Genomic DNA, 21,613 nt, shown 5'->3' with positions numbered 1-21,613 from the left:
CGCCGGCACCGGTCGGGCGCCGATCCGTTAACATGCGGCGCGGGCGATCCGCCCGACATCGATAACAACAAACCGACCGGGAGAGACCATGCCTGCCCTGTTCCGCCGCGCGACACGCATCGCGGCACTGTCCGCCGTCTTCCTTGTCACCTGCGCCGCGTTGCCCCACCCCGCACACGCGTACCGCGCATCGCCCGGCTACGGCAACGAAGCCGATCTCGACCGTCACGACACGTATCGCAACCGCGACGGCGAGACCGTGCACGCGCCCGCGCATTCGAAATCGGGCCGCGTGCCGGACGGGGCGAGCGCGCGCTGCCGCGACGGCACGTACAGCTTCAGCCGCCATCGACGCGGCACGTGCTCGGGGCACGGCGGCGTCGCCGCGTGGCTGTAACGCGACGCATCCGGACGGCTGCGCGGCGCCAGCGGCAGCCGGTGGCGAAGTACAATACGCGTTCGCGCCGCCGACACGCGGCGCCGCCGCCGCGCCCCGCGCGGCACGCTCCGTACCGAATCACCCGACGCCGCCACGCCCGCACGCTGCGCGGCCGTCTCAACCACTTCTGACTTTCACACCGAAATGGCCCAATACGTTTTCACGATGAACCGGGTCGGCAAGATCGTGCCGCCCAAGCGCCAGATCCTGAAGGACATCTCGCTGTCGTTCTTTCCCGGCGCGAAGATCGGCGTGCTCGGCCTGAACGGCTCGGGCAAGTCGACGCTGATCCGCATCATGGCGGGCGTCGACAAGGACATCGAGGGCGAAGCCACGCCGATGCCGAACCTGAACATCGGCTACCTGCCGCAGGAACCGCAGCTCGATCCGACGAAGACCGTGCGCGAAGCCGTCGAGGAAGGCCTCGGCGACCTGTTCCAGGCCAACAAGAAGCTGGAAGAAATCTACGCGGCCTACGCGGAACCGGACGCCGATTTCGACGCACTCGCGGCCGAGCAGGCGAAGTACGAGGCGATCCTCGCGTCGAGCGACGGCGGCAGCCCCGAGCAGCAGCTCGAAGTGGCGGCCGACGCGTTGCGCCTGCCGCCCTGGGACGCGAAGATCGAGCATCTGTCGGGCGGTGAAAAGCGCCGCGTCGCGCTGTGCAAGCTGCTGCTCGAAAAACCGGACATGCTGCTGCTCGACGAACCGACCAACCACCTCGACGCCGAATCGGTCGACTGGCTCGAGCAGTTCCTGGTGCGCTTCCCCGGCACGGTCGTCGCCGTGACGCACGATCGCTACTTCCTCGACAACGCAGCCGAGTGGATTCTCGAACTCGACCGCGGCCACGGCATTCCGTGGAAGGGCAACTACAGCAGCTGGCTCGACCAGAAGGAAGAGCGCCTGAAGCAGGAAGAAGCATCGGAATCGGCACGCCAGAAGGCGATCAAGAAGGAACTGGAATGGGTGCGCCAGAACCCGAAGGGCCGTCAGGCGAAGTCGAAGGCGCGTATCGCGCGCTTCGAGGAACTGAGCAGCCAGGAATACCAGAAGCGCAACGAAACGCAGGAAATCTTCATTCCGGCCGGCGAACGCCTCGGCAATGAAGTGATCGAGTTCAAGAACGTCAGCAAGTCGTTCGGCGACCGCCTGCTGATCGACAACCTGAGCTTCAAGATTCCGGCCGGCGCGATCGTCGGCATCATCGGCCCGAACGGCGCCGGCAAGTCGACGCTGTTCAAGATGCTCACGGGCAAGGAACAGCCGGATTCGGGTGAAGTCGTGATGGGCCCGACGGTGAAGCTCGCGTACGTCGACCAGAGCCGCGACGCGCTCGACGGCTCGAAGACGGTGTTCGAGGAAATCTCGGGCGGCGCCGACGTGCTGACGGTCGGCAAGTACGAAACGCCGTCGCGGGCGTACATCGGCCGCTTCAACTTCAAGGGCGGCGACCAGCAGAAGATCGTCGGCAACCTGTCCGGCGGTGAACGCGGCCGTCTGCACCTCGCGAAGACGCTGATCTCGGGCGGCAACGTGCTGCTGCTCGACGAACCGTCGAACGACCTCGACGTCGAAACGCTGCGCGCGCTGGAAGACGCGCTGCTCGAATTCGCGGGCTCGGTGATGGTGATCTCGCACGATCGCTGGTTCCTCGACCGGATCGCGACGCACATCCTCGCGTTCGAAGGCGATTCGCAGGTCACGTTCTTCGACGGCAACTACCAGGAGTACGAAGCCGACAAGCGTGCGCGCCTCGGCGAGGAAGCCGCGAAGCCGAAGCGTCTGCGCTACAAGCCGATCAGCCGCTGACCGGCACGCCGGCCTGGGCATCCGGCACCGCGGCAACGCGAGGCCGAATGCCCGAGGCGGCCGCCTCCGGATCGGCAGAACGAAAAAGCGGGCCCGTGGCCCGCTTTTTTTATCGCCGCGCGGTCGCCCGCTGTCGCTTACGCGAGCGCGCCCAGTTCACGCAACCGTGCCTCGGTCGCCGCCGCGCTCGTGTGATGAATGCCGTGCCAGCCGAGCGCCGTCGCGGCCTGCGCATTCTTCGCGTTGTCGTCGATGAACACGAGCTCGTGCGGCGCGATACCCGGCAGGTGCGGCACGATCCGCGCATGCATCTCGCGATAGATCGCCGGATCGGGTTTCACGAGCTTCACGCGGCCCGACACGACGATGTCCCTGAATCGCCGCAGCACCGGGAAGTTGTCCCACGCGTACGGAAACGTCTGCGCGGACCAGTTCGTCAAGCCGAACAGCGGCATCCCCTGCGCGTCCAGCCGGTCGACGAGCGCGGCGCCCTCTTCCAGCACGCCGCGGATCATCTCGTGCCAGCGCGCATAGAACGCGCGGATCAGCGCCTCGTGCTCCGGAAACTTCGCGACGAGCTCGGCCGTGCCTTCCTCGATCATCTGCCCGCCGTCCTGGCGGATCACCCAGTCCATCGCGCACACGTGCGTGAGAAACCAGCGACGCTCGGTTTCGTCTGGAATCAGCTCACGGTAAAGGTACTCGGGGCTCCAGTCGATCAGCACGCCGCCGAAATCGAACACCACGGCCTTGATCGTCATGCAAACTCCGCAGCAAGGACTTCCGCGAGCGGACGCGGCGTCACCGCGTTGCCCGACAGCGAGTTGTTGTTCCAGATGAAGTGGTGGTGCGCGACGATCTGCGCGGCCGACAGGTGCGCACGCTCGTTCGTCGTGTGCAGGTCGGACACGACGGTCGTCCGGTAGCCGAGCAGCGCGGCGCGGCGCGCGGCCGAATCGACGCAGAACTCCGTCGCATAACCGCAGATCAGCACCGAACGGATGCCGTGCCGATCGAGCTGCGCCGCGAGCGGCGTGTCGTGGAACGAATCGCTCACCTGCTTGCGCACGCGCCAGTCGTCGCCGCCGACGACCAGCCCCGCATGCAGCTCCCAGCCCGGCGTGCCGGGCACGATGTCGTCGTCCGCATCGCCGTCGTGCTGCACGAAACAGACGGGCGCGTTGGCCGCGCGCGCGGCCGCCGTCAACCGGTTGATGCCCGACACGACCTCGTCGAGCCGGTAGGCAGGCCGCGCCCGCTCCACCAGCCCGCGCTGCATGTCGATCACGATCACTGCGGTGTCCGTCATGGCTTGCCCTCGGTTCTGTCGTTCGGCTTATGTCGGCTTATGGTCCGGCCGTTGCCGCCGGCGGCGTCAGATCGGCTGCGTGCGCGCGTCGAGCCACGCTTTCGCATCGCCGCTCACGTGCCTGCCGACGCGCTCGCGCACCGTCGCGTGATACGTGTTCAGCCATGCGCGTTCCTCGTCGTGCAGCATCTCGATCAGCACGCAGCGCGTGTCGATCGGGCACAGCGTCAGCGTCTCGAACGCGAGAAAATCGCCGAACTCCGTCTTTCCGGCCGCGCGGTTCACGACCAGGTTCTCGATCCGGATGCCCCACTGGCCCGGACGGTATACGCCAGGCTCGATCGACGTGATCATGCCTTCTTCCATCGCCGTGTACGGCTCGGCCGGCGCGTAGTGCGAGATGACCTGCGGGCCTTCGTGCACGTTCAGGAAATAGCCGACGCCATGCCCGGTGCCGTGGCCGTAATCGAGCCCGGCCGCCCACATCGGCGCGCGCGCGATCGCGTCGAGCATCGGCGAGCGGATGCCGCGCGGGAAGCGTGCGCGCGACAGCGCCATCATCGATTTCAGCACGATCGTGAAATCGCGCCGCTGCAGGTCGCTGACGGTGCCGACCGGCACGACGCGCGTGATGTCGGTCGTGCCCGTCATGTACTGGCCGCCCGAATCGATCAGCAGCAGGCCGTCGCCGGCGATCGTCGCGTGCGACTCGCGGGTCGCGTGGTAGTGCGGCATCGCGCCGTTCGCGTTGAAGCCCGCGATCGTCGCGAAGCTCGCCGACACGTAGCCGGGGCGCCGTGCGCGTGCGGCCGTGAGCTTCTCCTCGATCGTCAGCTCGGTAATCGTCTCGCGGTTCACGGCCTGCTCGAACCATGCGAAGAATTCCGCGAGCGCGGCGCCGTCGTGTTCCATCGTCACGCGCACGTGTTCGATCTCGGCGGACGTCTTGCGCGACTTCGCGAACGTCGACGGATTCACCGCCTCGACGAGCTTCACGCCGGCCGGCACGGCCTCGAGCGTGCCGAACGTCACGCGGCGCGGGTCGATCAGCAGCGTCGCGCCGGCGGGCAGCGCCGCGAGCGACGCGCGCGCGTCGCCGTACGCACGGACGTCGACGCCGTCCCGCGCGAGCGACTCGGCCAGCGCCGGCGACACCTTGCCGTCGGCGATGAACAGCGTCGCGCGATCGGCGCCGATCATTGCGTGCGCAACGAACACGGGATTGAAGTTGACGTCGGCACCGCGCAGGTTGAACAGCCAGGCGAGATCGTCGAGCGTCGACACGAAATGCCACTGCGCGCCCTGCGCGTGCATCGCGCGGCGCACCTCGGCCAGCTTGCTCGCGCGCGTCGTGTCGGCCTGCGGCGCCGTGTGCTCGAACACAGCGTCGCCGGGCAACCCCGGCCGCTCCGGCCAGATCGCGTCGAGCAGGTCGAGATCGGTGCGCAGCGCGATGCCGCGGGCGCTCAGCGCGGCCGTCAGCCCGCGCGCCGCCGCGACGCCGAGCACCGCGCCGTCGACGCCGACCGTCGCGCCGGCCGGCACGTTCTGCGCCAGCCAGTCGACATGCGGCGCGCTCTGCTGGCCGCCCGTCATCTTCATCAGCTGCACGCCCGTGCCGGCCAGCTCGGCGTCGGCCTGCACCCAGTAGCGGCTGTCGACCCACAGCCCCGCGAAATCCGCGGTCACGACCAGCGTGCCGACCGAGCCCGTGAAGCCGGACAGCCAGCGGCGCGCCTGCCAGCGCTCGGGCAGATACTCGGACAGATGGGGATCGGCGGACGGCACGAGATAGGCGGCCAGGTCCTCGCGGGCCATGGCACCGCGCAACAGCGCAAGGCGGGCCGGCACCGGCGAGACTTCGGGAAGACGGGCATTCATGATTTCACCTGAGAGCATTCAGCGACGGGCCGACAGCGCGACCGTCACGGCTACGGCAAGGAACGCGACGCCGGTGCAGACCGGCCATTCGAGCGTCTCGCCATCGTAAAACAGTCCCGAGAGATTGCCGGCCATGCGGGCGGCGGCCGCACCGACGATGCCGGCGAGCACCGCGATCCACCACGCCGGCCGACTCGTGCGCCGCATCGGATGCAGCCCGCGGCCGAACAGCCCGACGGCCGCTCCCAGGACAATGATTCCAAACCAGTTCATTCGACGCCTTCTATAAATTCAGATTCGTCCCATAGGCGTGAACGTTACCAGCGGCTAGCATCGATTCATCCATCGAACCCGAGACCAGCCGGGTGCCGCGAACGTTCGAGTGTAGGGGCCGACTCGACGTTATGGCAAGCGCGCACCGGCTACCGTAATGAAGAAACTCTCATGCGAATCGCTCTGATCGATCCCGAGTCGCGTCGCGCCGCGCTCCTGAACCGGCTGCTCTTCGCGGGCGGTCACGTGTGCCACGCGTTTCCGTCCAGCACCGCCTTCTTCGCGTGGCTCGCGGCCGACAACACCTGCGACATGCTGATCACCGGCCACTGGGCCGGCGATCAGCCCGCCGAGGAAGTCATTCCGCGCGCGCAGACGGTCCTGCCCGGGTTGCCGGCCATCGCGGTGATGCAGTCGCCGCGCGAAAGCGAAATCGTCTCGTGCCTGCACGCGGGCGCCGACGATTGCCTCGCGCGGCCCGTGAGCGGCCCCGAGCTGCTTGCGCGCGTCAACGCACTGAGCCGGCGCGCCGGCGTACGCCGGCCGCCGACCCGCTCGCGCGAAATGTATGGGGAATATGCATTCGACGCAACGCACGACCTCGTGCGCTTCGGCAACGCAATCGTTTCACTGACGCCCAAGGAATTCCGTTTCGCCCAGCTGCTGTTCACGAACCTGTCGCGGCCCGTGTCGCGCGCCCATATCCTCGAAACCGTGTGGGGGCGCCGCCGCGACATGAAGTCGCGCACGCTCGATACGCACGCATCCCGGCTGCGCAGCAAGTTGCAATTGCTCCCGGAGCGCGGCTACCGGCTGTTGCCGCTCTACGGCTACGGCTATCAGCTCGACCGCGTGCCGATCGAACCCCCAAATTCCCGGCCCCGCCACGCTGATGCCCGGTATGCCGCGAGTGAGGAAATCGCTGAAACGCTATAATATGGGGCCAAACGATAGCCCTCGATATGCAACTCCTCACGATCGGAATCAATCACCACACTGCGCCTGTCGCCTTGCGCGAACGCGTGGCGTTTCCGCTCGAGCAGATCAAGCCGGCTCTCGTCACGTTCAAGAACGTGTTTCTCGGCCCCCAGGCACCCAATACGCCCGAAGCGGCGATCCTCTCCACCTGCAACCGCACCGAACTGTATTGCGCGACCGACGATCGCGCGGCGCGCGAAGGCGCGGTCCGCTGGCTGTCGGAGTATCACCGGATTCCGGTCGACGAGCTCGCCCCGCATGTGTACGCGCTGCCGCAGTCGGAAGCGGTCCGGCATGCATTCCGCGTCGCGTCCGGCCTCGATTCGATGGTGCTCGGCGAAACCCAGATTCTGGGCCAGATGAAGGACGCGGTCCGCACCGCGACGGAAGCCGGCGCGCTCGGCACCTATCTGAACCAGCTGTTCCAGCGCACGTTCGCGGTGGCGAAGGAAGTGCGCGGCACGACCGAAATCGGCACGCAGTCGGTGTCGATGGCCGCCGCCGCGGTGCGCCTCGCGCAGCGGATCTTCGAAAAGGTGTCGGATCAGCGCGTACTGTTCATCGGCGCCGGCGAGATGATCGAGCTGTGCGCGACGCACTTCGCCGCGCAAGGCCCGCGCGAACTCGTCGTCGCGAACCGCACGGCCGAACGCGGCCAGCGGCTCGCCGAACGCTTCAACGGCCGCGCGATGCCGCTGGCCGACCTGCCGACCCGCATGCACGAATTCGACATCATCGTGTCGTGCACCGCATCGACGCTGCCGATCATCGGCCTCGGCGCGGTCGAGCGCGCGGTGAAGGCACGCCGCCACCGCCCGATCTTCATGGTCGACCTCGCGGTGCCGCGCGACATCGAGCCCGAAGTCGGCAAGCTGAAGGACGTGTTCCTCTACACCGTCGACGATCTCGGCGCGATCGTGCGCGAAGGCAACGCGTCGCGCCAGGCCGCGGTCGCGCAGGCCGAAGCGATCATCGAGACGCGCGTGCAGAATTTCATGCAATGGCTCGACACGCGCAGCGTCGTGCCGGTGATTCGTCACATGCATACGCAGGCCGACGCGCTGCGCCGCGCCGAAGTCGACAAGGCGCAGAAACTGCTCGCACGCGGCGACGATCCGGCCGCCGTACTCGAGGCGTTGTCGCAGGCGCTGACCAACAAGCTGATCCACGGCCCGACGAGCGCGCTCAACCGCGTGAACGGCGCCGATCGCGATTCGCTGATCGACCTGATGCGCGGCTTCTACCAGCACGCGCCGCGCTCGAACGACCAGTCCGGCCACTAGCGCCGCCCGGTCGCCCTGCCGCCGGCCCCGCGCCGGCCTATCCTTTCCGAATACCCCTTGCCCGGGAGCGCCGCTCCACACCATGAAAACGAGCATGCAACGCAAGCTCGACCAGCTGTCCACACGGCTGGCCGAACTGAACGACCTGCTGAGCCGCGAAAACGTCACGGCCGACCTCGACCAGTACCGCAAGCTGACGCGTGAACATGCGGAACTCGGCCCGGTCGTCGAGCAATACGCGCTGTGGCGCCAGTCGCGCAGCGACGAGAAGGCCGCGCAGGAACTGCTCGCCGACCCGTCGATGCGGGACTTCGCCGAAGACGAAATCCGCAGCGCGCGCGACGATATGGCGCGCCTCGAGACCGAGCTGCAGAAGATGCTGCTGCCGAAGGATCCGAACGACGATCGCAACATCTTCCTCGAAATCCGCGCGGGCACGGGCGGCGACGAATCGGCGCTGTTCGCGGGCGACCTGCTGCGCATGTACCTGCGCTTCGCGGAACGCCAGCGCTGGCAGGTCGAAATGATGTCGGAGAGCGCGTCGGATCTCGGCGGCTACAAGGAAGTGATCGTGCGGATCGCGGGCCAGGGCGCGTTTTCGCGCCTGAAGTTCGAATCGGGCGGCCATCGCGTGCAGCGCGTGCCGGCGACCGAGACACAGGGGCGCATCCATACGTCCGCGTGCACGGTCGCGGTGATGCCGGAAGCCGACGAAATCGGCGAAGTCGAGATCAACCCGGCCGACCTGCGGATCGACACGTTCCGCGCATCCGGCGCGGGCGGCCAGCACATCAACAAGACCGATTCGGCGGTGCGCGTCACGCACATCCCGACCGGGATCGTCGTCGAATGCCAGGACGACCGCTCGCAGCACAAGAACAAGGACCGCGCGCTGAAGGTGCTCGCCGCGCGCATCAAGGACAAGCAGTATCACGAGCAGCACGCGAAGGAAGCCGCGACGCGCAAGAGCCTGATCGGCTCCGGCGACCGTTCCGAACGGATCCGCACGTACAACTTTCCGCAAGGCCGGATGACCGACCACCGGATCAACCTGACGCTGTACCGGCTCGAGGCGATCATGGACGGCGATCTCGACGAACTGATCGGCGCGCTCGTCAGCGAGCACCAGGCCGAGCTGCTCGCGTCGCTCGGCGAAGCCGACTGAGGCCGCGATGCCCGACACCACCGCCGCCGAATTGCTGCGCGCGTCACCGCTCGACGCGGTCGACGCACGCGTGCTGCTCGCGCACGCGCTCGGCTGGACCCGCACACAGCTGATCACGCGCGGCGATGCGCCGCTCGATGCGGCCGCGGTCGAACGCTACCGCGCGCTCGAAGCGCGCCGCGTCGCCGGCGAACCCGTCGCGCAACTGGTCGGGATCCGCGAGTTCTTCGGCCGCCCGTTCGACGTGACGCCCGACGTGCTGATCCCGCGCCCCGAAACCGAACTGCTCGTCGAAGCCGCGCTCGATGCGATCGACGGGCTGCCGCATCCGGCCGTGCTCGATCTCGGCACCGGCAGTGGCGCGATTGCCGTGTCGATCGCCGCCGAGCGCCCCGATGCACGCGTGTGGGCGCTTGATCGCTCGCCGGCCGCGCTGGTCGTCGCGCAGCGCAACGCAGGCAAGCTGCTCGACGCAGGCCGCCCCGGCGGCCCGCTGCAGTGGCTGCAGAGCGACTGGTACGCGGCGCTCGATCCGGCGCTCGTGTTCGACACGATCGTCAGCAACCCGCCGTACATCGCGCAGCACGATCCGCATCTCGCGCAGGGCGACCTGCGTTTCGAGCCGCGCGGCGCACTCACCGACGACGCCGACGGCCTCAGCGCGATCCGCACGATCGTCGCGGGCGCCGGCGCCCATTTGAAACCAGGCGGCACGCTCTGGATCGAGCACGGCTACGATCAGGCCGAAGCCGTCCGCGACATTCTCGCCTCGCACGGCTTCGTCGCGGTCGAATCGCTAGCCGATCTCGCCTCGATCGAACGCACGACAGGCGGCCGGCGGCCGGGCTGACGCCCGGCTCGCCCGGTTGAAATCCGCTATCATTTCGATCTAACGCCCCGCAAACGCAAGGTCAGTCATGGACACCCAACAACGCATCAAGCAAATCGTCGACGAAAACCAGGTCGTGCTCTTCATGAAGGGCAACGCGCAATTCCCGATGTGCGGCTTCTCGGGCCGCGCCGTGCAGGTGCTGAAAGCCTGCGGCGTCGACCAGTTCAAGACGGTCAACGTGCTGGAAGACGACGAAATCCGCCAGGGCATCAAGGCATTCTCGAACTGGCCGACCATTCCGCAGCTCTACGTGAAGGGCGAATTCATCGGCGGCTCGGACATCATGATGGAGATGTACCAGTCGGGCGAACTGCAGCAACTGTTCGCCGCCGCCTGACACGCGGCAGCCGCTGCCCTTTCGATGGCCTCTCCCAGCGCGCCGCCACGCCGGCTGATCGTCGCGATCACCGGCGCCACCGGCGCGATCTACGGCGTCCGGCTGCTCGATCTGCTGCGCGCCGCGGGCGGCGTCGAAACGCACCTGCTGATTTCGAACGCCGGCTGGCTCAACATCCAGCATGAACTGAAGCTGCCGAAGGCCGAGGTCGAACGCCGAGCGGACGTCGTGCACTCGGTGCGCGACGTCGGTGCGACGATCGCGTCGGGCTCGTTCGCGACCGACGGGATGGTGATCGCACCCTGTTCGATGAAGACGCTCGCGAGCGTCGCGCACGGGCTGTCCGACAACCTGATCACACGCGCGGCCGACGTCACGCTGAAGGAACGCCGCCGTCTCGTGCTGATGGTGCGCGAAACGCCGTTCAACCTCGCGCATCTGCGCAACATGACCGCCGTCACCGAGATGGGCGGCATCGTCTTTCCGCCGCTGCCCGCGTTCTACGCGATGCCGAAGACGATCGAGGAACTCGTCGACCAGACCGTCACGCGCGTCCTCGACCTGTTCGCGCTCAGCGCGCCGCAGACGACACCCTGGGCCGGCATCCGGCACGCGCAGTAAGCCCCCTTCTTCGCCCATCTTCGCCGATTTTCACGGCAATTCACTCGATTGCACGCGTACTGACGATTTCGCACACCGTCACGCATTACGTTGCGACGATTATCAACAACCAAGCGTCAATCAAATTCCGCCACGCGGATTTATCAATACGCGGTGCGCGCCTATAGTCACAGGCAAACCCTTTTTGCAGGCCACCACCATGAACCGCTTGCCTTCGCTGTATCTGTCCCACGGCGCCCCGACGCTGCCGATCGACCCGACGCTGCCGTCCGGCGCATTCACGCATCTCGGCGCCGAATTGCCGCGCCCGCGCGCGGTACTGATGCTGTCCGCGCACTGGGGCACGCAACGGCCGCTTGCGAGCGTCGCCGCGCATCCGGAAACGATTCACGATTTCTACGGTTTCCCGCAGGCGCTGTACGACATCCGCTATCCGGCGCCGGGCGCGCCCGACGTCGCCGAACGCGCGGCCACGCTGCTGAATGCGGCCGGCATCGCGACCGCGACGACCGAGCACGGCCTCGACCACGGCGCGTGGGTGCCGATGCTGCTGATGTTCCCGGAGGCGGATGTGCCAGTCGCGCAGCTGTCGATCCAGCCGCGCGCGGATGCGGCGCACCACTTCGCGCTCGGCCGTGCGCTGCGGCCGCTGCGTGACGAAGGCGTGATGGTGATCGGCTCGGGCCAGATCACGCATAACCTGCGTGCGGCCGATTTCGGTGCCGCGCCCGAGGATGCGGACCCGCGCGTCGCGGAATTCACCGACTGGTTCGAGGCGAAGCTCGCCGCGCGCGATGTCGATGCGCTGCTCGACTACCGCCGGCAGGCGCCGCACGCGGTGCTGATGCATCCGACCGACGAGCATCTGCTGCCGGTCTTCACGGCGCTCGGCGCGGCGGACGACGATTACCAGCTCGGCATCCAGTCGCTCGGCACCTACCAGCGCGTGCTCGCGATGACGAACTACGTGTTCGCGAGCACCAACGCCTGAGCCGCGACGCCTTCGCCGACGCAAACAAAAAGCCCGCCCGAGCATCGCTCGGGCGGGCTTTTTCCGCTGCTTCCCGCCGCCGCCGAATCCGGCGACAGGTCATGCGTCAGGCACCGACCCCTTCGAGGATCTCGTCGTGCGACTCGCGCTCGTCGAGATACTGGGTCCGGTAACCGGTATTCACACCCCAGAAGTAGAACACCAGCGAGATCGCCGCGACGATCAGCATGTCCCAGCCGTACGGCAGGTAGCCGTGACCGCCGAATTCCTTGCTGCCGATCAGCGACAGCACGGCCATCGTCGGCAGGTACGCGACCAGCCACCAGGCAGCCTTCAGGTCGGCGCCCCAGCCGGTCCAGCCCGATTTCGCCTGGAAGTAGAAGTACACCGGCAGTGCGACGATCATCAGCAGGATGATTTCGCCCGTGAGCGGCCACTTCGCCCAATACAGGATCAGCGACGCACACACGAACGCGAACGGTGCGATCAGCTTCATCAGCGGGATCGACAGCGGGCGCTCGATGTCGGTCGCCGCGCGGCGCAGCGCCATCAGGCTGATCGGGCCGGTCAGGTACGAGATCACCGTTGCAACCGAGATCACCGCCGCGAGCGAGCTCCAGCCGCGGAAGAAGAACAGGAACACGAACGACACGAGCAGGTTGAACCACATCGCCTGGCGCGGCACACCGTAGATCGGGTGCACGTTGCCGAACATCTTCGGCATCGTGTTGTTGCGCTCCATCGCGTAGATCATCCGCGTGGTCGTCGCCATGTAGGTCGTGCCGGTGCCGCTCGGGCTGACGAACGCGTCGATGTACAGCAGGATCGCGAGCCAGTTCAGGTTCAGCGCGATCGCGAGTTCCGCGAACGGCGACGAGAAATTGAAGTGCGCCCAGCCCTGCGCGACGTCAGCCGGATTCACCGAACCGATGTACGCCATCTGCAGCAGCACGTAGATCACGAGCGCGATCAGGATCGACGTGATCACCGCGAACGGCACGCTGCGCGAAGGATTGCGCGCTTCGCCCGCCAGGTTCACCGGGCTCTGGAAACCGTTGAACGCGAACACGATGCCGCTCGTCGCGACCGCGGTCAGCACGGCCGACCAGCCATACGGTGCGAAGCTCGCATTCGACGCGGTGCCGAGGTTCTCCGAATGGAAGCTCGTCAGCATCAGGCCGAGGATCGTGGCGCCCGGGATCAGGAACTTGAAGATCGTGATCGCGGTGTTCGCCCGTGCAAAGGCCTTCACGCCCCAGTAGTTCAGCATGAAGTAGATGACGACCAGCACGGCCGACAGCAGCAGGCCGGGTGTCGTCAACTCGCCGTTCACGAACAGCGCATGCGCCCATGGATACGGCCACGTACTCATGTACTGGATCGACGCTTCGGCCTCGATCGGGATCACGGAAACGATCGCGATCCAGTTGGCCCATGCGCTGATGAAACCGACCAGCGAACCGTGCGAGTAGCGCGCGTAGCGCACCATGCCGCCCGACTCGGGGAACATCGCGCCCAGTTCGGCGTACGTCAGTGCAATCGCAAGAATCACGACCGCACCGATGATCCATGCGCAGATCGCCGCCGGACCGGCGATCTTCGCGGCTTTCCAGGCACCGAACAGCCAGCCCGAGCCGATAATCGAACCCAGCCCCGTCAGCATCAATGCAAACGGGCCGATGTTCCGTTGAATAGAACTCTTCACATCCTCTCCTGTGTCTCAAAAAGCATGGTCGGCCCGCGGTCCGGGATCGGCTCGGACAGCACCGCGCACGCATTCTTGGGGGGACGAGTCATCCGATCGGGGCAACCCGTCCGCGCGGCGCGTAGTTTAACGGTTGCACCTCGAACGTGCCGCCAAAATCGTTCGGCCCCTACAAAAAATTCGCATCGCCTGCAAGCTTTGTAAACCTGATATACGCAATAACCCTGAGAGCATGGGAATACGGTTGACCATGAGCGCGATTAGCCGTATAAAGGACTTCGCAGGATTTCAGGTGGCGAGTGAATTGGTTCTTTCGTAGTTCGCCCATCAACGGTACTCCGGTGGTCCTATTACCCCTTCCTTGATTTTCCGCACCCCATGGGCTTCGGCCCCGTTTTATCTTTTTAGGAACAAGTAACATGGCAACCGGTACCGTCAAGTGGTTCAATGACGCAAAGGGCTTCGGCTTCATCACCCCGGAAGGCGGCGGCGACGATCTGTTCGCGCACTTCTCGGAAATCCGCGTCGAAGGCTTCAAGACGCTGCAAGAAAACCAGAAGGTTGAATTCGAAGTGAAGACGGGCCCGAAGGGTCTGCAAGCTGCGAACATCCGTCCGGTCTAAGCTTGGCGCGATAATTCGTGTAAAAAAGCCCCGCTTCGGCGGGGCTTTTTGTTTTTGGGCGCCGATGCGGGATGGCAGCTACGCCCTTCCGCCTGCCGCCATTCAACCGAACAATCGCTGCGCGTGAATGCCGAGGCCCGTCGCGACGCTCGCGAGGCGGTCGCCGAATACCGGTTGCGCCTCCGGAAACGCGCCCGCGAGCGCACCCGACAGGAACGCGAGCCCGGTCGAACCGCCGGTGAAGTACAGCGCGCCGACCTCGCGCGGCGCGATGCCCGCAAGCCGCACCGTCTCGCGCGCGGCGTCGACGATGCGTGTGGTGTCGTCACGGCTCGCATCGACGAGGCGATCGGCGTCGAACGCGATCAGCAGGTCTTCTTCCACGTCGCTCAGGTCGATCATCGTCTCCCCGCCCGCCGCGACGCCGATCTTTGCCTCTTCCGCGCGCGCCATCAGCGCATGCCCGAGCCGCTGCTCGACCACGCTCGTGAGCCGGTCGTACTGCCGCACGTCCTGGTACAGGTGCTTCATCAGCTTCAGCTCGCCGAGCCGCTTCGGCGTGTAGACCGTGTTGATCAGGTGCCAGGTCGCGAGATCGAAGTAGATCTTGTTCGGCAGTTCGCGCCCTTCCGGGTCGAGCGAACGGTAGCCGAATGCGGGCAGGATCGCCGCCAGTTCGACACGCCGGTCGTAGTCGGTACCCGCGACGTGCACGCCGTGGTGCGCCAGCACGTCGTCCTTGCGCTCGAGCCGCGCCATCCGCTCGGGCCCGACGCGCACCAACGAGAAGTCGGACGTGCCGCCGCCGATGTCCGCGACGAGCACGAGGCGCTCGGCCTGCTGGCGCGATTCGTAGTCGAACGCGGCGGCAATCGGTTCGTACTGGAAGTGAACGTCCGCGAAACCGACCGATTGCGCGGCCGCCGCGAGCTGATCCTGCGCGAGACGGTCGGCGCGCGGATCGTCGTCGACGAAGAATACGGGCCGGCCGAGCACCGCGCGGCCGATCGGCGCGCCCGCGCGCGCTTCGGCCTTGCGTTTCAGGTGGGTCAGGAAGCGCGCGATGATTTCGGTGTACGCGATCGCGCTGCCGTCGCCGAGATCGGTCGTCGTCTCCGCGAGCGGCGAGCCGAGGATGCTCTTCATCGAGCGCATCAGCCGGCCGTCGAAACCGTCGATATAGGAAGCCAGCGCCGCACGGCCGTATTCGACCGTTTCCTCGTCGTTGTTGAAGAAGATCGCCGTGGGCAGCGTCAGGTGGTCGCCCTCGACGGGCGCGAGGCGCATGCCGTCGCCGTCGGGCAGCGCCACGGCGGAATTGGACGTGCCGAAATCGATCGCGCAGTAAGTCATGGGAAATTGCCGCAGCAGGGCCGGCGCGAAAACGGAAAGGACGGGCTTTTTAACATGAAGCCCGCTGGATCACAACCGGGGCGGGCCACCGGTGCCGCGCGGCGGGCGCGGCAGGCGACGGCGCGCGCCGCGGCGCGCCAGGGACACACACGGGCGGGATGCAGGACGCAGCCCGCCGCCTGCGGGGTCAGGCTGCCGCGTCGAAGCCCTTCTTCCACGCGCCCGCATAGACGACTTCGCCGATCGCATGGCGCGTACGCGGCGCCTTTTCGCGATCGCGCAGCACCGGATCGAGCTTGTCGACGTTGCCGTAGTGGCCGAGCGAGATGATCGACAGGATCGCGACGTCGGCCGGAATCGCGAACGCGTCGCGAAACGCCTTCGTATCGAAACCGCTCATCTGGTGGGCCGCGAGGCCGAGCGCATGCGCCTGCAGCACCAGCGACATCGCGGCGGCGCCCGCGTCGTACGACGCGGTCGGTGCCGGCTCGCCCTTCGGCGTCAACGTGTGCGCGGTCACCGCGATCAGCACGGGCGCCGGCGCATTCCAGCCCTGGTTGAACGGCACCAGCGTCGCGAACGCGCGCTTGAATGCGTCTTCGTCATGCGCGCGATCGAATACGATGAAACGCCACGGCTGGGCGTTGTACGCGGACGGCGCCCAGCGCGCCGCTTCGAGCACGGCGTGCAGATCGCCGGCGCTGACGGGCTCGTCCGAATAGGCACGCGGGCTCCAGCGGCCTGCGATCAGATCGTGAATCGAAACAGTGGTGGGAGCAGGTTTGACGGACATGCGGTTCCTCGCTGACATCGATGAAGGGGCGCGAACGCCCGGCGAACCGCAAGCATACCCGCTTGAGCGGCGGCGCGCCCGCTCCCGCCGCGCTATGCAAATCTCCGTGCGTGCATTGGCCGGCCGCAGGCTGCGCGGCCGGCCGCGTTCACCGCGATCAGGCCGCCTGCGCGGCCGCGCGCGACGGGCCGCGGTTGATCCGCAGCACGATCAGCGCGCCGGCGATGCACAGCCCGCCCGAGATCATCGAAGCGACCGTGTAGGTACCGAGGCTCGCGCGCAGCAGCCCGGCCCCGAGCGCCGCGAACGCCGCGCCGAGCTGGTGGCCGGCGACGATCCAGCCGAACACGACCGGCGCCGCGGCCTTGCCGAACACATCGGTCGCGAGCCGCACGGTCGGCGGCACGGTCGCGATCCAGTCGAGCCCGTAGAACATCGCGAACAGCGGCAGCCCGAAGAAATCGATCCCGAACGCATGCGGCAGATAGATCAGCGACAGCCCGCGCAGCCCGTAGTACCAGAACAGCAGCACGCGGTTGTCGTAACGGTCGGACAGCCAGCCCGACAGCGTCGTGCCGAACAGGTCGAACACCCCCATCGCCGCAAGCAGCGATGCGCCCTGCACTTCGGTCATCCCGTAGTCGCTGCACATCGCGATCAGGTGCGTGCCGACGTAGCCGTTGGTGCTCGCGCCGCAGATGAAGAAGCTGAAGAACAGCAGCCAGAAGTCGCGCGAACGGCTCGCCATCAGCAGCGTGCGGAACGCGACCGCGAGCGGGTTCTCCTTCGTCGCGTCGGGCGCGGGCGGCGCGTCGGCCGGCTCGCCGTACGGGCGCAGCTTCACGTCGGCCGGCCGCTCGGGCAACAGGAACGCCACCAGCGGAATCACGATCGCCGCCGCCACCGCGACGACCAGCACGACCGGCCGCCAGCCGTGGCGCTGCGCGATCGCCGCGAGCATCGGCAGGAACACGAGCTGGCCGGTGGCCGTGCTCGCGGTCAGGATCCCCATCACGAGGCCGCGCCGTGCATGGAACCAGCGCGTGACGAAGGTCGCGGACAGCGTCAGCGCGACGACGCCCGTCGAGCAGCCGACCATCAGCCCCCAGATCACCACCATCTGCCAGCTCTGCGTCATCATCGACGACAGCGCGACGCCCGCGCTCATCGTCACCAGCGCGGTGAGGATCGTCGGGCGCAGCCCGAAGCGCTGCATCGCGGCGGCCGCGAACGGGCCCGTCAGGCCGTACAGCGCGATGTTCACCGAGATCGCCAGCGAAATCGCCGCCCGGCTCCAGCCGAGCTCGCGCTCGAGCGGCACCATCAGCACGCTCGGCGTCGCACGCGTGCCGGCTGCCGCCAGCAGGATCAGGAATACCACCGCCGCCGCGAGCCATCCGTAGTGGAAGCGCCCGCTGATTCGTGTCACTGCCCAGTTCATCTTCGCGTTCTCCAGTTGGCGGCTCCGGCGCCATCGCACCTGCTCCGCCCCGATCAGGCCACCTCCGCCGCGCATTGCAACGTCGGCTGACCCGGGCCGACGCTTGGCATTCGTCTGTCGATCCGGCGCGATTGTTACCGACCGGTCACAAGTGTGTTGCGATCGTAGTTACCAGTCGGTAACATGTCAAGCAATTCATCACGTAGTCGAGGGTCATCATGTCGGGCATCGAGATCGACAAACCGCCGGCGCGGCGTACGCGCCGGCCGATCGACGGCGCCACCGCACAGGAGCACCTGCTGCGTGCCGCCGAGGAGCTGTTTTACAGGGAAGGCGTGCGAACGGTGGGCGTCGAGGCGGTCGTGGAGCGCGCGGGCGTCAACAAGATGAGCCTGTACCGCCAGTTCTCGTCGAAGGACGAGCTGATCCTCGCGTATCTCGAACGGATGGACGCATGCTTCTTCGAGCGGCTCGACACGAGCGCCGCGAAGCACCCGGGGCAGCCGAAGGCGCAGTTGATCCAGTATTTCGTCGATCTTGCCGAGCGCGCGACGCAGAAGGACTATCGCGGCTGCCCGTTCGTCAACGTGGCCGCCGAATTCCCGGATGCGTCGCACCCGGCGCGCGAGCGCGTCGCGCAAAACAAGGAACAGTTGATGAAACGGCTCGTCTCGCTATGCGAAGGCGCCGGCGCGCGGCAGCCGAAGGCGCTGGCCGACGCGCTTGCGCTGGTGGTCGAAGGCATCTATGCGGCGAGCCAGACGTACCGGCACGGCGAAACGCCGATCGGCACCGCGCCCGCGCTCGTCACGCAGTTGATCGAAGCCGCCTGCGCTTGACGCGGCGCATGCGCCGGCGCGCGGCGCGCCCGCTACAATGCGGCCCTCGCCGTTCTTCCGCCCGACTGGTTTCACGATGACCGACACCCGCCCCGAATCGCACGACGACATCCTCGCCGCCACCCGGCACTGGCTCGCGCGCGCGGTGATCGGGCTCAATCTGTGCCCGTTCGCGAAAAGCGTCTACGTGAAGGAACAGGTGCGCTACGCGATCAGCGACGCGACGACGCTGGAAGATGCGCTCGCCGAACTCGAGACCGAGCTGCGCGCGCTCGATGCGGCGGACCCGCGGCAGGTCGATACGACGCTGCTGATCTTCCCGCATGCGTTTGCCGATTTCGTCGATTACAACGACGCACTGTTCTTTGCCGAACGGCTGGTGCAGCAGTTGCGGCTCGACGGCGTGCTGCAGATCGCGAGCTTCCACCCGCAATACCGATTCGAAGGCACCGCGCCCGACGACATCGAGAACTACACGAACCGCGCGCCGTACCCGATCCTGCATCTGCTGCGCGAGGACAGCATCGCACGCGCGGTCGACGCGTTTCCCGACGCGTCCGCGATCTACGAAAAGAATCAGGAAACGCTGCGCCGCCTCGGCCATGACGGCTGGCGCGAATGGATGCGCAGGCCGGGCGACGACGTCTGACGCGCCGCGCGGGCCGTGCGTCAGCCTTCGGCCGGCTCGGCGGCCTCGCCGCCTGCTCGCGCGGCTTGCGCCACGAAGAAGCGCTCGTTCAGTTCGGCAAGGCCGAACATCCCGAGGATCTCGTTCAACCGCTCGCCGGGCCGCCGGCGCGGCAGGTTCTTGTACTGCGCGATGATCAGCTCGTTCTTCATCGAATGCTCCCAGCCGACCAGTTCGGTCACGCTGACCTGGTAGCCGTGCGCCTCGAGCTGCAGGCAGCGCAGCACGTTGGTGATCTGGCTGCCGAATTCGCGCGTATGCAGCGGATGCCGCCACACCTCGGTCAGCGCGTTCGCGAGCGACTTGCCCTTGTTCTTGCGCAGCACGCCCGCGACTTCCGCCTGGCAGCACGGCACCAGCACGATGTGCTGCGCGCGCTTCGCGAGCGCGAAGCGGATCGCGTCGTCGGTCGCCGTGTCGCATGCATGCAGCGCGGTGACGACGTCGACGGTTTCGGGCAGCCGCGGCGACGTGATCGAGTCGGCGACCGACAGGTTCAGGAACGACATGCCGCCGAACCCGAGCCGCGCGGCCAGCTCGGTCGAGCGCGTGACGAGCTCCTCGCGCGTCTCGATCCCGTACACGTGCGACGCGAACGCCGGCGTGCCGTGCCCCGGCTGCTGCTTGAAGAACAGGTCGTACAGGATGAAGCCGAGATACGACTTGCCGGCACCGTGATCGACGAGCGTCACGTTGCCTTGGTCGGCCTGCACGCCGGCGAGCAGCGGCTCGATGAACTGGAACAGGTGGTAGACCTGCTTCAGCTTGCGGCGGCTGTCCTGGTTCAGCTTCCCGTCGCGGGTGAGGATGTGCAGTTCCTTCAGCAGCTCGACGGACTGCTCCGGACGGATTTCGTGGGTCTTGTTCGACATCGTGATGCGGCGCCGGGCCACGGTCGGTCGACCACGGCCCGGCGGCGGGAATTCGTGAGGAATGGCGACAGTTTACCGAAAATGCGCGGTCAGGCTCGTGCGCCGAGCCGCCACAGCGACGTGACTTCGGCGCGGCGTGCCACGTGCAGCGGATCGTCGGCGTCCGTCGACTTCGGGTGGGCGGGGCGGATGTCGTCGCGGCCGAGCACGACGAGGCCGGCTTCGTCGATCCATTGCAGCAGCGTTTCGCGCGGCCGCAGGCCGAGATGCTCGGCGAAATCGGACAGGATCAGCCAGCCCTCGCCGCCCGGCTCGAGATGCGCGGCGAGCCCCGCGAGGAAGCCGCGCAACATGCGGCTGTCGGGGTCGTAGACCGCGTATTCGATCGGCGCGCTCGGCCGGGCCGGCACCCACGGCGGGTTGCAGACGACGAGCGGCGCGCGGCCGGGCGGAAACAGGTCGGCTTCGACGACGTCGACCTGGCTCGCATGGCCGAGCCGCGCGACGTTCTCGCGTGCGCACGCCAGCGCACGCGGATCCTGGTCGGTCGCGACGACGCGCTCGACGCCGCGCGACGCAAGCACGGCCGCCAGCACGCCGGTGCCGGTGCCGATGTCGAACGCGAGCGATGTCGCCGGCAGCGGCGCGCGCGCGACGAGGTCGACGTATTCGCCGCGCACCGGCGAGAACACGCCATAGTGCGGGTGGATCGGCGCGCCGCCGAGCGCCGGAATCGGTACGCCCTTCTTGCGCCACTCATGCGCACCGACGAGACCGAGCAGTTCGCGCAGCGACACGACCGACGGCGCGCCGCCGGGGCCATACGCCTCCTCGCAGGCGGCACGCACGTCGGGCGCACGGCGCAGCGGGATCGTGTAGTCGGCGTCGAGCGGGATCAGCAGCATCCCGAGCGTGCGCGCACGCTGCGACTGCGCGAGACGATGCAGGTTGAATGCGTCGACGCCGGCCGCGGCTTTCGCCTTCTTCGGCTTGCGCTCGACACGGCGCGCCATCGCCTGCACGAGCTGGCGCGCATTCTGGAAATCACCCTGCCAGACGAGCGCGGTGCCCTCGCAAGCAAGGCGGTAAGCCGCGTCGGCGGCAAGACGATCGTCGGCGGGCACCGCACGCTTGGGCGGCGGCACGCCGGCTTCGGAGCGCCAGCGCACGGCATGATCGGCGCCGTCGGCGTCGGTCCAGTGGAAAACGGGGAAATCGGTCACGCGAACTCGGTTACGGTTGGCATCGATGGCGGCGGGAATTCACCGCGCGGACCACACCATACCGCGCTTTGCCCGGACCGGCAAAACGGGCGCCG

At 67.3% G+C, this 21,613-nt stretch carries 22 protein-coding genes; 12 read left to right on the top strand and 10 right to left on the bottom strand.

The features are described from left to right. The first annotated feature begins 88 nt into the window (after positions 1-88). Together AC1VVG_RS02575 and ettA are read left to right on the top strand one after the other, a co-directional pair. Positions 89-397 (top strand): DUF3761 domain-containing protein, encoded by a 309-nt coding sequence (locus tag AC1VVG_RS02575; protein WP_069705994.1) that lies wholly within the window; start codon positions 89-91, stop codon positions 395-397. Between the two features lie 186 nt (positions 398-583). Next, complete coding sequence (gene ettA / locus AC1VVG_RS02570) at positions 584-2,251, top strand: energy-dependent translational throttle protein EttA (RefSeq protein ID WP_006494122.1); 1,668 nt, start codon at positions 584-586, stop codon at positions 2,249-2,251. Positions 2,252-2,388: 137 nt separating this feature from the next. Here ettA and AC1VVG_RS02565 read toward each other — a convergent pair whose 3' ends face one another. The 4 genes from AC1VVG_RS02565 to AC1VVG_RS02550 all read right to left on the bottom strand — a co-directional run bounded on the left by AC1VVG_RS02565 (position 2,389) and on the right by AC1VVG_RS02550 (position 5,714). Continuing rightward, positions 2,389-3,012 (bottom strand): HAD family hydrolase, encoded by a 624-nt coding sequence (locus tag AC1VVG_RS02565; RefSeq protein ID WP_482835231.1) that lies wholly within the window; start codon positions 3,010-3,012, stop codon positions 2,389-2,391. Next, positions 3,009-3,560, bottom strand: coding sequence for a cysteine hydrolase family protein (locus AC1VVG_RS02560; protein WP_034187495.1), 552 nt, complete (start codon positions 3,558-3,560; stop codon positions 3,009-3,011). Before AC1VVG_RS02560 ends, AC1VVG_RS02565 begins: the two co-directional genes overlap by 4 nt. A gap of 66 nt (positions 3,561-3,626) precedes the next feature. Further along, on the bottom strand, positions 3,627-5,441 hold the full coding sequence (locus AC1VVG_RS02555; RefSeq protein WP_034187496.1) for an aminopeptidase P family protein: 1,815 nt from the start codon (positions 5,439-5,441) through the stop codon (positions 3,627-3,629). Between the two features lie 18 nt (positions 5,442-5,459). Beyond that, positions 5,460-5,714: a hypothetical protein gene (locus tag AC1VVG_RS02550; protein WP_482835230.1), complete on the bottom strand. Its 255-nt coding sequence runs from the start codon at positions 5,712-5,714 to the stop codon at positions 5,460-5,462. A 171-nt stretch (positions 5,715-5,885) separates the two neighbouring features. Between AC1VVG_RS02550 and AC1VVG_RS02545 the strand changes: the two genes are divergently transcribed. The 7 genes from AC1VVG_RS02545 to AC1VVG_RS02515 all read left to right on the top strand — a co-directional run bounded on the left by AC1VVG_RS02545 (position 5,886) and on the right by AC1VVG_RS02515 (position 11,981). Beyond that, entirely contained in the window at positions 5,886-6,650 is a 765-nt protein-coding gene (locus AC1VVG_RS02545) for a response regulator transcription factor (RefSeq protein WP_034187498.1), read from the top strand. A 26-nt stretch (positions 6,651-6,676) separates the two neighbouring features. Next, positions 6,677-7,975 carry a glutamyl-tRNA reductase gene (gene hemA, locus AC1VVG_RS02540; RefSeq protein WP_011350794.1) on the top strand — a complete coding sequence of 433 codons (1,299 nt, stop codon included), beginning with the start codon at positions 6,677-6,679 and terminating at the stop codon, positions 7,973-7,975. An 82-nt stretch (positions 7,976-8,057) separates the two neighbouring features. Further along, the gene (gene prfA / locus AC1VVG_RS02535; protein ID WP_034187499.1) at positions 8,058-9,140 is read left to right on the top strand and encodes a peptide chain release factor 1; all 1,083 of its coding nucleotides are present in this window, start codon (positions 8,058-8,060) and stop codon (positions 9,138-9,140) included. Between the two features lie 7 nt (positions 9,141-9,147). Then, entirely contained in the window at positions 9,148-9,990 is an 843-nt protein-coding gene (gene prmC, locus AC1VVG_RS02530; protein WP_034187500.1) for a peptide chain release factor N(5)-glutamine methyltransferase, read from the top strand. 67 nt (positions 9,991-10,057) lie between these two features. Then, positions 10,058-10,369, top strand: coding sequence for a Grx4 family monothiol glutaredoxin (gene grxD, locus AC1VVG_RS02525; protein WP_006477066.1), 312 nt, complete (start codon positions 10,058-10,060; stop codon positions 10,367-10,369). A 24-nt stretch (positions 10,370-10,393) separates the two neighbouring features. Next, a complete protein-coding gene (locus tag AC1VVG_RS02520) occupies positions 10,394-10,990 on the top strand; it encodes a UbiX family flavin prenyltransferase (RefSeq protein WP_034187501.1) in 597 nt (198 codons plus the stop codon). Positions 10,991-11,189: 199 nt separating this feature from the next. Beyond that, on the top strand, positions 11,190-11,981 hold the full coding sequence (locus tag AC1VVG_RS02515) for a DODA-type extradiol aromatic ring-opening family dioxygenase (protein WP_482835229.1): 792 nt from the start codon (positions 11,190-11,192) through the stop codon (positions 11,979-11,981). A gap of 106 nt (positions 11,982-12,087) precedes the next feature. Here the strand turns inward: AC1VVG_RS02515 and AC1VVG_RS02510 are convergent, their stop codons facing one another. Continuing rightward, positions 12,088-13,686: an APC family permease gene (locus AC1VVG_RS02510; protein WP_034187503.1), complete on the bottom strand. Its 1,599-nt coding sequence runs from the start codon at positions 13,684-13,686 to the stop codon at positions 12,088-12,090. Positions 13,687-14,105: 419 nt separating this feature from the next. On the opposite strand from AC1VVG_RS02510, the gene AC1VVG_RS02505 reads away from it, so the two are divergent. Beyond that, complete coding sequence (locus tag AC1VVG_RS02505) at positions 14,106-14,309, top strand: cold-shock protein (RefSeq protein WP_006477070.1); 204 nt, start codon at positions 14,106-14,108, stop codon at positions 14,307-14,309. A 102-nt stretch (positions 14,310-14,411) separates the two neighbouring features. Here AC1VVG_RS02505 and AC1VVG_RS02500 read toward each other — a convergent pair whose 3' ends face one another. The 3 genes from AC1VVG_RS02500 to AC1VVG_RS02490 form a co-directional block, all read right to left on the bottom strand. Continuing rightward, positions 14,412-15,662, bottom strand: a complete 1,251-nt coding sequence (locus tag AC1VVG_RS02500; RefSeq protein ID WP_482835228.1) for an Hsp70 family protein — start codon at positions 15,660-15,662, stop codon at positions 14,412-14,414. Positions 15,663-15,849: 187 nt separating this feature from the next. Continuing rightward, on the bottom strand, positions 15,850-16,455 hold the full coding sequence (locus tag AC1VVG_RS02495; protein WP_034187505.1) for a nitroreductase family protein: 606 nt from the start codon (positions 16,453-16,455) through the stop codon (positions 15,850-15,852). 157 nt (positions 16,456-16,612) lie between these two features. Beyond that, complete coding sequence (locus AC1VVG_RS02490) at positions 16,613-17,896, bottom strand: MFS transporter (protein WP_034187533.1); 1,284 nt, start codon at positions 17,894-17,896, stop codon at positions 16,613-16,615. Positions 17,897-18,114: 218 nt separating this feature from the next. Here AC1VVG_RS02490 and AC1VVG_RS02485 point away from each other — a divergent pair, with 218 nt between their 5' ends. Continuing rightward, on the top strand, positions 18,115-18,735 hold the full coding sequence (locus AC1VVG_RS02485) for a TetR/AcrR family transcriptional regulator (RefSeq protein ID WP_034187506.1): 621 nt from the start codon (positions 18,115-18,117) through the stop codon (positions 18,733-18,735). A 76-nt stretch (positions 18,736-18,811) separates the two neighbouring features. Next, positions 18,812-19,384, top strand: coding sequence for a DUF1415 domain-containing protein (locus AC1VVG_RS02480; RefSeq protein WP_034187507.1), 573 nt, complete (start codon positions 18,812-18,814; stop codon positions 19,382-19,384). A 20-nt stretch (positions 19,385-19,404) separates the two neighbouring features. Here the strand turns inward: AC1VVG_RS02480 and AC1VVG_RS02475 are convergent, their stop codons facing one another. Together AC1VVG_RS02475 and AC1VVG_RS02470 are read right to left on the bottom strand one after the other, a co-directional pair. After that, on the bottom strand, positions 19,405-20,295 hold the full coding sequence (locus tag AC1VVG_RS02475; protein WP_034187534.1) for a class I SAM-dependent methyltransferase: 891 nt from the start codon (positions 20,293-20,295) through the stop codon (positions 19,405-19,407). Between the two features lie 89 nt (positions 20,296-20,384). Continuing rightward, positions 20,385-21,518 (bottom strand): methyltransferase, encoded by a 1,134-nt coding sequence (locus AC1VVG_RS02470; RefSeq protein WP_069705997.1) that lies wholly within the window; start codon positions 21,516-21,518, stop codon positions 20,385-20,387. Positions 21,519-21,613 lie beyond the last annotated feature (95 nt).

It is taken from the genome of Burkholderia sp. L-4 (assembly GCF_056856535.1).
This window is presented reverse-complemented; position numbering and strand designations above follow the sequence as displayed.